This is a genomic window from Ruegeria sp. HKCCD3925 (assembly GCF_057221175.1).
The window spans coordinates 380,790-397,297 of sequence record NZ_JBWVBI010000002.1; the positions used below are offsets into that span (position 1 = coordinate 380,790).

The following is a 16,508-nucleotide window of genomic DNA, read 5'->3' on the forward strand; positions in this document are numbered from 1 at the left end:
GAAACCGCCTGATGAAGATAACCCGCATCACCGCCTGGGAAGTCCCGTTGACCTCGCATGACACCTATTACATGGCTGAGGGCAAGACCTGCGATACGACGGTTTCAGTGGTTGTCCGCCTGGATACCGACACCGGCGCATCGGGCTGGGGAGAGGTTTGTCCGATCCCGCATTATTTACCCGCCTATGCCAAGGGCGTGGTTCCAGCACTTGAAGAGATGGCACCCGTTCTCATCGGCGCTAACCCGGTTGGTCCCGAAGCGCTGATGGAGCGCCTTAATAAGCATCTGATCGGGCATGGCTACGCCAAGTCAGCGATCGATACAGCGCTTTGGGACCTGACCGCACAGGCAGCCGACCTACCGCTTTACGCTTTGCTCGGTGGGCGGGCGGTCGCGGATTTGCCGCTGTATCACTCGATCACCTGTATCACACCAGAGGAAATGGCGCGCATGGCGCGCGATGCCTTTGATCAGGGCATGCGACAGTTTCAGGTGAAGCTGGGCGCGGACGACAACTGGGAAGCCGACGTTGCTCGTTTGATTCAGGTGCGCGAGACTGTGGGTGATGGCCCGTTGGTTTATGGAGACTGGAACTGCGGGTCAGATACGCTGACCGCCACACGAGTTGGCCGCGCTGTCTCGCATCTGGACATAATGCTGGAACAACCTTGCGCCACGATCGAGGAATGCGCCCATGTACGAGCAGCCACGGGTCTGCCGATGAAGCTGGACGAAAGTGCCTGTGACATTCATTCGATACTGGCTGGACACCGCGCTGGCTGCATGGATGCTGCCGCGCTGAAACTGTCGAAGATGGGCGGCCTTTCGACGATGCGTCAAATCCGCGATCTCTGCCTGTCGCTTGGCACGCAGATGTGCATCGAGGACACTTGGGGCAGCGATGTTACGACGGCCGCCTCGCTGCATCTTGCAGCCTCAACCCCAGCGCGCGGCATCATGAATACCTGCGATTTGTCCCACTATGTCAAACCGCGTCTCGATCCGAATGCACCTAGCCGCCGGAACGGCCGCATCGCCCCACCCGAAGGCCCCGGCCTTGGCGTCACGCCTGATGCAGACGCTTTGGGCCAGCCAGTAACCATCATCGATTGATCCCAACCCCGCACGCCAAGAGGCCTGTTATGGAAGACTTCAGCAACGCCTACCCCTCCCATGATCCCGAATGGGTCAAAGACATGCACGCGGATCATTATCTGCAAAGCTGGTCTAAACAGGGCAGCCGCCCGCGTGTCATCACCGGCGCGCAGGGCAGCTGGTTCTGGGACAGCGAAGGTAAACGCTACCTCGATTTCCAAAGCCAACTTGTGAACGCCAATATGGGTCATCAGCACCCCAAGATCGTACAAGCGATTAAGGATCAGGCGGACAAGCTTTGTTATATCGGCCCGGCCATGGGCTCGGATGTTCGATCAGAACTCGCGGCAATCATGACCGAGATCACGCCTGCCAACATCTCATCAACCTTTTTTACAACAGGAGGGTCCGCCGCCAATGAAACCGCGATCCGTTTGGCGCGGCATTACACCGGTCGGACAAAGATCATTGCCCGCTACCGTTCCTATCACGGAGCAACCGGAGGCACGCTGTCGCTGACGGGCGATCCACGTCACCATCTGACCCGCGCCGATATGCCGGGCATCGTGCGGATGCTTGATCCTTACGTCTATCGGTTACCAACGGGCCACAAAGACCCGGCCCAGTGCCCGGTCGCCCAAGGCGGGCCGCATCTGGAAGAAATCCTGATGTATGAAAACCCCAACACCGTGGCCGCTGTCATTCTGGAACCTATTGTCGGCACAAACGGGATCATCGTGCCACCCGACGGATATCTGCAATCTATTAAGGCAACCTGCGAAAAATACGGCATCCTACTGATCGCGGATGAGGTCATGGCCGGGTTTGGCCGGACCGGAAAATGGTTCGCCGTCGATCAGTGGGGTGTTCAGCCGGACATCATTTGTTCGGCCAAGGGCATCAACTCGGGTTACGTGCCGCTTGGCACCATGTCCGTCAGTACCGAGCTGCATGACTGGCTGCGCGATTACCCATTGCCCGGAGGCCTGACTTATGCCGGCCATCCGCTGGCCTGCGCATCTGGCGTTGCCGCGATCCGAGCCATGCAGGAAGAAGGCACGCTGGCCCACGCCACCGCGATGGGTGAGAAGATGCGCGCCGAACTGCGCAAGCTGGCAAAGAAACACCCCTCGATCGGGGATATTCGCGGCAAGGGCATGTTCAACGGGATCGAACTGGTCAAGAACCGCGACACCCGCGAACCGCTGGTGCCGTTTGCCGCCAAAGGCGAAGACGCCAGACCCATGAGCGAGATGATGAGCTTTGCGATGAACGAAGGCCTCTACCTGTCCTTCTTCTCGAACGTGATCCGCCTGACCCCACCGCTCAACATCAGTGAAGACGACCTGATGACAGGGCTGGCGATTCTGGACCGCACCCTCGACATCGCCGACCGGGAGTGTCTCTGAGAACTAGTCGGCGCGAACGATCGCATTTCGGAAATCCAAAGCCATCACATAGCCCTACGCCGCAGCCTCCGCTCGTTGCGAGCGCAATCACAAAATGAACGCTCTGGTCAGACCCTTCTACGCGTTGCTGACCAAGAAGGCCTGCGCGGCCTTCTGGAAGGAAGGCCAGGCAATCACGGCAGCATATCGGATATTCTGCTAAATCCCGCCAGATCGAAACCAAAGGAAATCGGATCGCCGACCCGGTTTACGCTTTCAATACTCAACAGATTGCCAGCGCGCATCTTTGACATCCAGTCCTGAGAAACAGGAGAACGGGCAAAACAACCCTGTGCTTCGCAGGTTAGAAAATCCAGCCGCGCGATCTCGGCATCATCCACTTTAGCAATCAGCCCTTCAGAGAACAGCAGGCCAAATGGCAGTGTCAGCACCGCTTCGATCTCGTCTCTGCCGGCAGGTTTGACGAACGCAATCGAGGCAAGCCTTTGATTATTCTCGGTTAAGATAATGGTCTGGGTCATTTCACAAATCAGTTCAGTTCCGTTGACCTGATTGCTGCAGTTGACCGACCACAATGGCGCTTCGTTTTCCTGTGCGCCAAGTTGAGTTGTCAAACCGAACGACGCCACCAAAGCGTAGATCCAAGTTTTCATACTGCTGTTCCTCATAAACTAGAATTGTATCCCAAGGCCAATGCCAACCTGCAGGGCTTCGGTTGAGTCTCCAAACATATGGTCCAGGCTCAGGTTGATAAAGCTGCTGTCATCCAAAGCAAACAATCCCAACCGCGCGGACACGACGCCGTGGGCGTCACCGATATAGCTGGTATTCACGAACCCTCCGTCGGAGGCGCTGGCCCCACTGAAGCCAGCGGTTACCGACACCGTGTCGTCAGACGAGAGGATGGCACCGGCGCGCAGGCTCGCACGCAGTTTCTGCGAGGCGCTCAGGATCTGCTCGGTCCCGATCTCAATCGACGGCGTCAGCGAATAGATCATCTCGTTGTCGTCCTGCAAGACGATACCTGACAAAGTGGCATCGCCATTGCTTTCCGTCGCCAACCGCGTCGCATCGACGGCCAGTTCGGGGCGCAGGTACGCTCCACCAGCGCCAAGTCTTTGATCATACGCCAGGCTGAGCCGCAGGTTCTGGTGGTTCATCTTGTGCTTGATCTCGCTGACACCAACGGTGTCCACAATAGTGCCATTGGGCAAAACGCCCCGGATCCCACCTGCACGGCTTGTATCGTAGTTTGACCAACCTGCCGACAGCATGGCCGCAAACTCCCACGCGCCTGTGTATTTGGTCAGCGATGCACCCAGATTAAACCGATCGCCGGATGCATTGTATTGCGATCCGTTCTGCAGGCTGATCTGATCGTAGCCCAAGGCAAACCCTGCATACAACTCATCCCCCACCGGTAGCCGGACACCCGCCGACCAATTGGTGTTATTGACGTTCAGATCGTTGTAAATCCCGGTCTGCTCGCGGTCGAAGAAATAGCGGCCGCCGGTAAACCAGATACAGTTACGCGGATCATCCCCGGCTTGATAATTGGTGTAGCGTTCGCAGTTTTGCAGCGTATCCGCGAATACCCGCGTGCCAAAATACGCATCCACCGCATCTGCGGCGTAGTCCGCTGTCGACAAGCTCTTAATGGCCGCGATCACATCGGCCTCGGATTGCATGTTCCCGATCAGCGCCAAAAGCTCGCCCTGGTCGGACGTTCCCCGCCCGTTCAGGACATCATTGATATAGTCACCGATCGCGGTCTGGTTGGAGTTCATCCTGGGCGTCGAATAGTCTGGTGTGATCACCAGATCGATCGAACTGCCGTCCGACGTCGCCCCGTTCAAACCAATGGAGTAATCCAGAACCACAGTGTCCTGGATGGTCGTGCCAGCATCTGCGGCCGTTCCATCGGGATTGATGATGACAAGCGGCAACGCGCGTTCGAGCGTGTTCAACCGCGGCACCAATGTACCACCAATGGTGGCATCCCCGGTGACATTGATCAGATCGCTGTCTCCACCCGATATGCCAGTGGTTCGGAAATACACGTCGAACGTTGAAGTCGCAGTGCCGCCAAAGGCCAGACTTCCGGTCACGTTCGTGGTCTGGCTGACATTTTCGGTGAAGGAAAAATCATCCGCTTGAACAGCAGCCGTCAGACCTCCGTCGACGCCCCAATTTGCGCCCAGAACCAAGTTGCCATCTACCTGCATGAGCCCGGCGTCGCCCAGATTCACGGTATCCAATGCATAGAAGGTTGCACCATCTTCCACGGTCAGGCCATTCGTCCCGTCACCAAGGTTCAGGTTCCCAAGCGCGCGTCCGGACAGCGTGATTTGTTCATTGCCATCGCCGCCGTTCACCAGTTGGTTATTGCCCGCGATCAGCACCGTGTCTTCTGATAGGGTCAGCGTGTTGTCGGTACCTCCTTCGACAATGATCGAGGCAACCGAGTTCGCTTGCCCGGTGCCGCCCATGACAACACCATCGAACCCAAGCATAATGGCGTCTGCACCGTCACGGCCTTCGGATTGTGCAAAGACACCAATGCCACCGTCGCCGACCGACAAGACATTGCCGGTCAGGGTCATGTCGATAGCACCGCCCGACCCGGCGCCACCTGCGGCACCCCGGAATATGGAATCGACGATGCCGCCACCACCACCCAACGACTGCGCGGCGACACCGATCGCGTTCTCTCCGCTGGTGACCGTGTTACCAGTTTGCGAGAACAGAATGTCCCCGCCGTCCCCGCCATTTGCAGCTGACAGATTTACGGTCACCTGGCTGGGGTCCAGGTCTGTCGTGACAAGACCACCGCCGCCACCGATGCTCTGGATCACGAACGCATGCGATCCGGTACCACTTGTGTTTACGTCACCGGTATTGGTGAAATCGACGTTGCCACCATCTCCAGTTGAATCGTCCTGAGCCCCGAGGGTCACATCGACGCCTCCAAGACCAGCAACGACAGCTTCACCACCACCCGCGCCGATGCTTTGAACGCTTTGGCCAAAGGACCGGTCACCGCTGGTGAAGACATCTCCATTCAGATCAAGATCGATATCACCGCCGCTGTTGCGGAAGCTTGGATCGGACCCCAGGATTACCGAAGCAAACCTGTTGGTATCAGCCGTGCCCGTGCTGTTGAGCACCAGCTTACCGCCGCCGCCGCCAATAGATTGCGCCGTACCTGCAGAGGAAAACGCACCATCAGTGCCGACATCGCCAGTCCGGCTGCCGAACACATCGCCACCTGCTGCATCATTCGTATCAATCGCGCCCAGGCGCGCATCAATCTCGATACCGTCGCCATCCTGAAGGCTGATGTTGTTGGCCGATGTGCCACCACCGCCGCCAACACTCTGCAGCATCAGACCTGTCGAGCGGTCACTGGTGGTCGCTATGTTACCGACGTGCGACTGGGCAACCTGGCTGCCCGCCGTGCCCGAAACATCATCACCGCCCAGCGAGATGTCACTGATATAAACAGTGCCGGTTCCACCCGCGCTTGCCGTCGCGGTCGTAAAGTCGACCGATGTTTCAGAGTTGCCGCCGCCGCCATTGACGGATTGTGCGAAGATGGCCTCGCTGCCTGCACCATTCACCAGAATGTCACCGGTTGAATTGACAGTCGCGGTTCCCACCGATCCGGTGGTCCCTTCTCGCGCGCCCAACACATGAGAGATCGTGTAGTCCAGCGCCGAGACCAAGGGCGACGATACCGAATATCCCGCATTACCGCCGCCGCCACCTACGGATTGGGCATAGATACCGAACCCGTTTTCAGCGTTCACGACAATCGTACCGGTATGGTTGACCGTGACATCTCCACCATCCGCCCCGTCACCACCAGAACCGCCAATGGCGATCTTCGAGTATGACTGGCCGGTCATGGTGTTTTTGAGGTCATTCACATCCATCGCAACGGCTAATCCACCATTGCCACCACCGCCACCAACGGATTGTGCGAAGATACCGTAGGCCCCTTCGCCATCAACGCGGATGTCGCCGGTATTGGTGACAACCGAGTTTCCGGCAGCATTGCCACTGCCACCCGAACCACCGATGTTCAACTGCGCGGTCGGAGAGCTATTGTCCCCAGTCTTTAGCCGCAGCGTCCCTGTAATCGAACTCCCACCATTGCCGCCGCCGCCACCAACGGATTGAGCAAAGATGCCATGCGCACCTGCACCAATGGTGATGATCGTACCCGCATTTGTGACGGCCACGTTGCCTCCGGTTCCACCGGAACCACCCGAGCCACCCAGGCCAAACTGCAACGCCCGCCGAGTGCTCGCCTCGGCCCCGCCATAGCGACCATCGACCGAGATTGTCGATCCGCCATTGCCGCCGCCACCGCCGACAGACTGCGCGAAGATACCGTGGCTTTCGGCTCCGCCGGTCACGATCGTACCATCGGCTTCGTTCACAACAGTGGTTGTACTGCCAGAACCACCGGTGCCGCCGGTGCCACCAATAAGGATCGCGTTTGTCGTAGACCCCTCCGAGGACCGGCCCAGAATAATGTTTCGAACCTGCTGTGCATCACCGCCGCCACCGCCGACCGATTGCGCGTAGATACCAACCGACTTGTCGCCCGTGGTCAGGATCACGTCCCGGTTGGTCACAGATACCGCCGCCGACATCGCACCCGAGCCGCCGTTGCCGCCGATGGACAATGTCGCGGTGTTTCCAATCTCCTTACGCAGGCTGATGATGCGGTTTTCCACGACACCACCCATGCCGCCGCCGCCTCCGACGGACTGCGCAAAGATACCATGGGCCATGGTGCCTGCTGTGCTGATTATTCCGTCGCTCACAACGGTCACGATGTCCGAGGTCATACCGTCCCCACCTGTACCGCCTATGTTGATCGATGCTGTGGTGCCGACTGTGGACGGGTTGACCACAGCTTTGATGGTATCGAGGTTCGATTGTCCGGCCTGTACCATGCCGCCAGTTCCGCCTGCGCCACCGATGGATTGCGCCATCAGCCCAATCGAGCGATCTCCGAACGTTGCGATCTGGGCAGTGTTGGTCACGTCCACCGTGCCACCAACGCCTCCGGTGCCGCCGGTACCACCGATGGACAAGGCAATTGACGTGCCCTTGCCAGCCGAGTTGCTGGCCTTACCGCCATTGCCTCCGCCGCCGCCAACTGACTGCGCAAATACGCCATGTGCGTCATCGCCCTGCGTGACGACGGTGCCCGCCACCACAGAAGTCACATCGCCTGCCGCGCCACCCGTACCGCCTTCAAGCCCGACTGACAGGCTGGCTTTGTTGCCTTTGCTGTCGCCGGATTTCGGGGTGCCGATGCTGACCGAAGTTGATGACGAGTTACCCCCGCCATTGCCGATGGACTGTGCAAAGAAGCCATAAGACCGGTTGCCCGTCGTGCTGATCGCGCCGTTCGAGCTGGCATAGACGTCCCCGCCGCTGCCCCCGGTTCCACCCGTGCGGCCGATCTGGATGTTTACATTGCCGCCATCAACCGACGTCGATGCCGAATTGTAGCCAGCATTGCCGCCGCCGCCGCCAACGGATTGCGCAAACAGACCATGGGAATCTGCGCCCGAGGTCGCGATGTCGCCTGTATTGCGCACATCCACCGAACCACCGATGCCGCCCTCACCCGTGCCGCCGCCAATAGCCAAGCCAAAGCCTTTGTTGGTCGCGTCGGAGGCAAGCTCATAGGTCATGCCGAGGTTCAAGGCGGCGTTGCCGCCGCCACCGCCGATGGATTGCCCAAACACACCGTGGCTGCCATCTTGCAAGGTGACGATATCACCATAGTGGTCAACATCGACCCCGCCACCGTCCCCTGCCGTACCTGCATCGCCACCGATGGCAACCACCGCCGACACTCCGGTTTTGTTGCCCGAGGAATCTGCAGGGTTCACCTTGCCTTCAAGCTCATCCAAAACCGCGTTGTAGTTGGCGATGACCGAGTCATCGACGCCGGTATTGGTCGGTGTCTTGCGATCCGTGGAATCGCCGGTGCCGCCGTTACTTTGATTGCCGGTGGTCTTGCTGATACCCACAACTGCGTTGATCCCGGCATCGCCGCCGCCGCCGCCAATGCTCGACGCCTCGATACCGTGCGATCCAACGCCATCGGTCGTGATTGTCCCCGCAGCAAGGGCCGCTGTGCCACGCGCGACGGTCACGTCACCCGCATCGCCGCCACCGCCGCCAAAGCCGCCGATCCCCATCGCGATCGGTGAGCTGTCCTTAGTACCAACAAAGGTTGCATTGATGCCGCCAGTGCCACCGCCGCCGCCGATGCTCTGGGCAAAGATTCCACGCGCGTGATAGCCATTTGTTGCGATGTTGCCGGTCTGAGTGACCGACACGTCACCCGCATCCGCACCAGTACCTCCGTGGCCGCCAAGGCCGCCCACAATGCTCAGATCCGTTTTGCCGTCCGAGTTGTTGGAGTCGCCATAGTTCAGCTGCCCGGTCACATTCAATGCACCGTTGCCACCGCCGCCTGCGATCGACTGGGCCAAAACTCCATGTTTCCAGTTGCCGGCGACTGACACAGTTCCCGCGTGATTGACGCCCACATTGCCCGAGACATTGCCGTCACCGCCAAAGCCTCCGACGCCAAACGTAACCGAAGGGATCTTGCCATCTTTGCTGAGCGCGATTCCACCCGAGACATTCAGACCGCCATTGCCGCCGCCGCCGCCGATGGACTGCGCCAGTAGACCCGCCGAACCGTCAGTATCCGGCTTTTCTTCGTTGAAGACACCCATGTCGATGAACAGGCGTTCCAACCCGAAGTTCGACGCCAATTCCTCGGTCTCATCTACGATCGAGTCGCCCAGGAAATCACGCAGTTTGTCTTCGAACGTCGTTGTATTGGGGATCGATATATCGTCCGGGTTCGTTGTAACCGTAATATCCGCTTGCGAGGTGACCGTGACGTCTCCGGCCTGACCGCCATCGCCTGCGAAACCACCGACGCCCACGATCAGAGAGCTGTCGGATACGATCCCGCCTGACACGTTCAGACCACCGTTGCCACCGCCGCCGCCAACGGATTGGGCCAGCAGGCCGGATTGGCCAGTGCCGTGAGCTGTGATCGTACTGCCTGCGCCAATGTTCACATCGACATTTCCGGCGTCTCCACCGCCGCCACCAAAGCCCCCGACGCCCACGACAACCGCGTAGGATTTGCTGCTATCTGTCTGGCCTGCGCCGGGTTTGCCGCTGATCGCGAGGCCGCCCGAGACGTTCGTACCACCGTCACCGCCGCCGCCGCCAAGCGACTGAGCAACGATGCCACTGGCTCCTTTGCTTTCATCAACAGCGAATGTTCCATCCGATTGCTCGACCATCGGAACGGCCTGCACATTGCCGGTATAGTCCAGATCGACGTCACTTGCGTCACCGCCAGCCCCGCCAAAGCCGCCAACACCCGCTGAAACCGAAAAGATCGTGTCCGACCCCGATGGTTTAGTCAGCGCCAGAGTGCCCGAAATATTCACGCCCCCGGTGCCGCCACCGCCACCAAGGCTTTGCGCAAACAGACCATGCGATCCGTCGCCCGCCGTCACTACATCGCTTTGAACATCCAACGTGACCGCATCGGCATTGCCACCACCGCCACCAAAGCCACCAAGTCCCAGGGCAACCGCTGCACCGGATTTGCCGGTGAGATTGACAGCGCCAGAAACGTTCAGACCGCCGTTACCGCCGCCGCCGCCGACCGACTGGGCCATGACACCAATACTGTCTACGCCAGTGGTTACCACCGAAGTTGTGCCACTGCTGTCCGTTCTTGAGCGCAATGTGCTGTTCACTTCACCAGCGTTACCCGCCCCGCCACCGAAGCCGCCAACGCCCAGACTGACCGAGCCGCCATTTTCCTGGCTGATACCCAACGAGGCCGAGATATTAGTGCCGCCGTTGCCACCACCGCCGCCAAGGCTCTGTGTCAGGATCCCGGTGCTGCGATCACCTGTTGTGGTTACTCCACCGGTGATTGTCGATTGCACCAACGCGCCGGCATCAGCGCCGCCGCCGCCAAAACCGCCCACACCGATGCCGACCGCCGCATTGGCTGATCGGGACATAGACAACGCTGCCGAGATGTTGGTGCCGCCGTTGCCACCACCGCCGCCGAGGCTTTGCGTCAGAATGCCGACCGAGTCATCACCGGTTGTCATGACATCTCCGGTGACCCGCTGCGTGACGTTATCTGCCGCACCACCGTCCCCGCCAAAGCCGCCGACGCCGATCCCCAAACCGCCGGAATAGTTGCTGGCTACAGAAATGGCCCCGGAAATGTTTGTGGCGCCATTGCCGCCACCTCCGCCAAGGCTTTGTGCGATAATACCTGCCGACCGCGGACCCGAGGTGCTCACATTGCCCGAGAACGTGTTGTCGACTACCCCGCTGGTCCCGCCACTGCCGCCGAAGCCGCCCACGCCGATACCTGCCGCACCCGATCCAGTGCGTGCGATGCTCAGAGCGCCCGAGATGTTGACGCCGCCATTACCGCCGCCGCCGCCAACGGATTGGACCAGAACGCCCGTCGCGTTCTCACCACTTGTAGTGACATCGCCGGTGACCGAACCCGTCGCCGCGCTCGCAGCACCGCCATCGCCACCCGAGCCACCGATGCCAACCCCGACGGCGCCGCCCCCGGTCCCCGAGATGTTCACGGCTGCTGATACGTTCAGCCCGCCATTGCCGCCGCCACCCGCAGCAGATTGCACCAAGACGCCGCCAGAATTGTCACCGGTAGTGATAACATTGCCAACGACCGTGCCTTCGGCCGTATCCGCGTCGCCCCCGTCGCCACCGCTGCCACCAAGACCAACAGACGCACCACCGCTGCCGGTTCCTGCGACAGTGACTGTGGCCGAGACATTCATACCTCCATTGCCACCACCGCCGCCAAGGCTTTGCACGATCACCCCGCCGGATTCATCGCCTTGTGTCGAGACGTTTCCGTTCAATGTGGCTTCAACTGTGCCTCCGTTGCCGCCGGTACCGGACGCGCCACCAAGACCCACGGATGCCCCACCCGAGCCAGTGCCCGCCGCGGCCACTGCAACCGAGACGTTCATGCCACCATTACCGCCGCCACCGCCGACAGATTGTGCCAAGAGACCGCTGGAGGTTTCACCTTGCGTGATCAGATTCCCGGTTACATTCGCCGTGACCGCCGAGGCGTCACCGCCACCAGTTCCGCGACCGCCCAAGCCAACTGCCGCAGCGCCAGAACCCGTACCTGCGCCACCGACGGAAGCAGAAACGTTGAACCCGCCATTGCCGCCGCCGCCGCCGATTGATTGCGCCACAACTGCGCTGGACTGCGCACCTTCGGTTTGAACACTATTGGCAACCGTCAGGCCAACAACACCCCCCGTGCCGCCACTGCCACCGGACCCACCCAGGCCAACGCTGATCGCGCCCGATCCGGTGCCGGCCCCAGCCAAAGCCGGTGAGACATTGAAGCCACCATTACCACCGCCGCCACCAACGGACTGCGCGAGTATACCCACCGAAGCATCCCCTCGGGTCACCACGTTAGCTGTTGTGCTGGCCGTCACCAAACTGCCGTCACCCCCGGCGGACCCTGAGCCGCCCAGACCAACCGAAACCGATCCCGCGCCCGTTCCAGCCCCGGACACGGTGGGCGAGACATTGAACCCGCCGTTACCTCCGCCACCGCCAAGCGACTGCGCAACAAACCCACTTGAGGCGAAGCCATCCGTCAGGATGGTGCCATTCGAAGTCAGCGTGACAATGCCGCCATTGCCGCCGGTATCACCTGAACCACCCAGTCCTACACTCACCGCACCACTGGCTGTACCTGCGCCCGACAGAACCGGGGCTACGTTGAACCCACCATTGCCGCCTCCGCCACCGATGGATTGCGCTACGACGCCCGAGGACTGATCCCCCTGCGTTTCAACCGCATTATTCGATGTGGCATCGACCGTGCTGCCATCGCCTCCACCGCCGCCGTTGCCACCCAATCCGACCGAGACGCCAGCCCCTGCAGTGCCCGATCCCTGAACCGATGCGCTGACGTTAAACCCGCCGTTACCTCCGCCACCGCCGATGGACTGCGCGAGGAATGCTGTCGCCGAGTCGCCTTGCGTCAGAATTGTCCCACTGGACCTTAGCGTAACCGACCCGCCATTACCGCCACCTGCGCCCGTTCCACCAAGCCCGACGCTGACCGCACCGCTTGCAGTACCTGCACCGGCCCCGGTCCCCGAGATATTAAACCCACCATTGCCGCCACCACCGCCGATGGATTGGGCGACGACGCCTGAAGAACGGTCCCCGACAGTTACAATCGTATTTGTAGTCGTCAGATTGACAGCGCCACCCGTCGAGCCCGTACCTGCGTCACCGCCAAGGCCAACTGAAACTGCACCGCTCGCAACCCCAGCCCCTGCAAGTGACGCGCTAACATTAAAAGCACCATTGCCACCGCCTCCGCCAACGGACTGTGCCAGAACGGCAGTAGAGTCCGCGCCACCGGTGCTTACGGTGCCTGTGACTCGGCCTGTCACCGATTGACCGATTCCACCTCCTGAGCCGTCGCCACCAAGGCCAACGGTGACGGCACCGCCACCTGCCCCCGCACCAGCAACACCGGCCGTCACGTTGAAGCCACCATTGCCACCACCGCCGCCGATGGATTGGAAAACTACGCCGCCTGAACCTTCGGACACTGTTGTGACGTTTCCTGCAACCTGGCCTTCAACCACGCCGCCATTGCCGCCTGTATCGCCGTTGCCGCCGAGCCCGACGCCAATTGACCCAGCACCGGCTCCTGCCGCTGCCACTCCGGCGGTGACATTGAAACCACCATTACCACCGCCACCGCCGATGGATTGAATAACGACAGCCGTCGAGCGTGCACCTTCGGTCCGAACGTCGCCGTTGACGCGCACGCCGGTTACCGTACCGCCTATGCCGCCGCTGCCTCCGTCGCCGCCAAGTCCGACTCCAATCGTTCCGGCACCGCCACCGCCGGCCGCCAAGCCAGCAGCGACGCTGAAGCCGCCATTGCCACCGCCACCGCCGATGGATTGCACCACGACCGCACCGGCATCATCCCCACGGGTGGTGACATCCGCATCAACTTGGGCCGTCACTGTGCCGCCCGCACCTCCACCGCCAGCTTTGCCGCCGAGGCCTACACTGATGGACCCGGCAGCGCCGCCCGCAATATCGGCGCTGGCACCGATGGCATAACCACCATTGCCACCGCCGCCGCCAACGGATTGCGCAACGACACCGCTGGAGAATGCGCCACTGGTTTCGATTGAGGTCCCACCGGCACGCAAAGTGACGTTGCCACCGATACCGGCACCACCACCATCTCCGCCGACACCAACGTTGATCCCGACCGCAGCGCCTCCGCTTGCGCTGATACCGGCCGCGATGCTTCCACCACCATTACCGCCACCGCCGCCAACGGATTGCGCGATAATCGCACTGGAGCTTGTGCCAGTCGTGGTCACGTCAGCATTGGTATAGACCTGAACAAGTCCACCATTGCCCGCACTGCCGGCCTTGCCGCCAATTCCAACTGATACGTTGCCCGAAAATAGTGCCGAGGCGCCACCGGTCGCAGCGACCGCCAAACCACCATTGCCACCACCCCCGCCGACGGACTGGAACAGCATGCCTGTCGATCGGTTTCCGGTCGTGACGACAGTGCCTTCAAACCCAGCTGCCGTTGCGACGCCCCTACCATCGAACTGGCCAACAGTGACCGGACCACCCGTGCCGCCCGTACCACCGTCACCGCCAACCCCAACAGCCAGCGAACCCGATACCGGGCCGCCTGACGCTGCGACAGATACGGCATAGCCACCATTGCCGCCACCACCGCCAACAGATTGCAGCATCACCCCAACCGAGTCGTCACCACCGGTTTGTACAGAAGCTGAACCGCTGCCGCTAAGCGTGACCGTCCCACCGTTGCCACCATTGCCAGCGGACCCACCAACCGAGACCGATGCCGCGCCGAATGCGCCAACCGCAACCGAGACCGCTCCGCCACCGTTGCCGCCACCGCCGCCGACGGATTGTGCAAATACACCTGCCGAGCGCGCGCCCGAAGTCCGGATAGCCGACGGCTGGCTGCCATCGGTGTTGGATAAGGTTACGTTGACATTGCCACCGGTCCCTCCGGCCCCGCCATCACCACCGATGGCTACCCCGACAAACGCACCTACCGAACCGGACGAACCACCATTGCCGCCACCGCCACCAATCGACTGGGCCAGAATACCCATCGCATCATCACCCGAAGTGGTGATGATCCCGTCATTCACGATCGTCACAGTGGACCCGCTGCCACCGCCGCTGCCATTGCCACCGACCGAGACCATTCCGCCGGACGAGCCGCCGTCACCGCCACCGCCGCCGATGGATTGCGCGATAATCCCGCGGGCGTTGTCGTCTTCGGTTACAATACGCCCGTAGTTGCTGACGCTCACCGCAGCGCCCGTTCCGCCCCGAGATCCTGTGCCACCAATCGCAACAAGCCCATAGGAGTTTGCACCGGTTCCACCGCTGCCGCCGATGGATTGCGCCATGACGCCATCGGCACCAATGCCCGAAGTCAGGATGCTTCCCGAACCTTGCACAGTGACATTTACCGCGTCCCCGCTACCGCCGTTCGAGCCCACACCACCAAGAGAAAGGGATACCAGGCCGCCTGCAGTTCCGCCCGAACCGCCGCCGCCGCCGATGGACTGGGCAACAATACCGCGTGCGAAATCACCTTGTGTTTCAATCGCGCCACCATGCGAGACGTTAACCCTGCCTCCATTTCCGCCATTATCGGCCCCGCCAATGAGCGAAACCAACAAGTTGCCACTTGTCCCCGCTGACCCCCCCGAACCGCCGATGGATTGGGCGTAAATACCGTTCGCATAGTCGCCGGTCGTCAAGATGCTACCGCTTGAGGTCGTGTTTACCGTTACGGTGCCACCGCTACCGCCATAGCCTCCGTTACCGGACGAGCCAACCAGCCCCCATTGTGACCCACCATTACCGCCGTTGTTCGAAACGCTCAGCGCATAGATGCCATCAGCCGAGTCGCCGGACGTAGAAATGTCACCCCGCTGCGTAACGGTTACGTCGCCACCATCTGCCGAGTGGCCACCGGTGCCCCCACCCGGAGCCGCGAAGCCGCTGCCACCATCACCAGCCTCGCCGCTGCGGCTGAACGCAAATATACCGTCATAGCCGTCGCCCGATGTCTGGATCGTGCTGCTGGAGGATTGTGTTGCGTTTACCGTGCCGCCCTCCCCGCCGTCGCCGCCATCGCGCCCGTCCCAAAAGCTCAGATACGAGTCGCCGCCCTGACCACCGTCACCGCCAACGCTACCCACTTGCCAACCGACATTGCTGGTTGCGTTGACATTCCCGCTCAGGGTTTGAGTCTGGGTTGGGCCATCGGCACCGTTTCCACCTGAACTTGGTGGCACAACAAGCGCACCATCGCGCCCATTGCTGCCATCTCGCCCGTAAACGACCTGGCTCACACCGTTAGGTCCGGAGACGTTCACCGGCGGGGTGACAGAGCCAGGAGTACCCGAACTGTTGAAGTTGCTGTTGTACTGAGACAGGGTCAGCTGAGTGGACAAGCTGGCCGTTCCGGTCGCACCAGAATTACTGATCTGAGCCGTTGTTCCCGTTATCGATACAATCTCAAATGCCAGCGGGGGATTGTCAGAGTTGTAAATTGTATCGCCGGCATCTTTGACGAGAAACACATAGCCATCCGCCGTCTCAACAAAAGCCGTCGTCCCGGCTGTAGGTGTTGAAGCGGGATCCACAATCAGTGCAGTGACTGTCGTATCCAGACCAGTCACAGGGTTGTTAACAGTGTCTCCAACAATTGAATCTGCAGTCGGCGCGGCAAGCAAAGGTGTTGAATTAAATAGAAAAATAGAAAGCGCAAACAGCAGGTTTGAAAACTTTGACACCTTGA

At 60.8% G+C, this 16,508-nt stretch carries 4 protein-coding genes; 2 read left to right on the forward strand and 2 right to left on the reverse strand.

Annotated features, from left to right (window positions below):
• Positions 1-11: 11 nt before the first annotated feature.
• Positions 12-1,115: a mandelate racemase/muconate lactonizing enzyme family protein gene (locus tag AC2TEM_RS06640; RefSeq protein WP_170422940.1), complete on the forward strand. Its 1,104-nt coding sequence runs from the start codon at positions 12-14 to the stop codon at positions 1,113-1,115.
• A gap of 29 nt (positions 1,116-1,144) precedes the next feature.
• The gene (locus AC2TEM_RS06645) at positions 1,145-2,506 is read left to right on the forward strand and encodes an aminotransferase class III-fold pyridoxal phosphate-dependent enzyme (protein ID WP_480856043.1); all 1,362 of its coding nucleotides are present in this window, start codon (positions 1,145-1,147) and stop codon (positions 2,504-2,506) included.
• A 173-nt stretch (positions 2,507-2,679) separates the two neighbouring features.
• Here AC2TEM_RS06645 and AC2TEM_RS06650 read toward each other — a convergent pair whose 3' ends face one another.
• A complete protein-coding gene (locus AC2TEM_RS06650; protein ID WP_170407630.1) occupies positions 2,680-3,159 on the reverse strand; it encodes an invasion associated locus B family protein in 480 nt (159 codons plus the stop codon).
• Positions 3,160-3,177: 18 nt separating this feature from the next.
• Complete coding sequence (locus AC2TEM_RS06655) at positions 3,178-16,389, reverse strand: hypothetical protein (protein WP_480856044.1); 13,212 nt, start codon at positions 16,387-16,389, stop codon at positions 3,178-3,180.
• Between the last annotated feature and the right edge of the window lie 119 nt (positions 16,390-16,508).

Coding starts and splice junctions, on each gene's coding strand:
- AC2TEM_RS06640 (WP_170422940.1), top strand. CDS start 12: ATGAAGATAACCCGCATCACCGCCTGGGAAGTCCCGTTGACCTCGCAT.
- AC2TEM_RS06645 (WP_480856043.1), top strand. CDS start 1,145: ATGGAAGACTTCAGCAACGCCTACCCCTCCCATGATCCCGAATGGGTC.
- AC2TEM_RS06650 (WP_170407630.1), bottom strand. CDS start 3,159: ATGAAAACTTGGATCTACGCTTTGGTGGCGTCGTTCGGTTTGACAACT.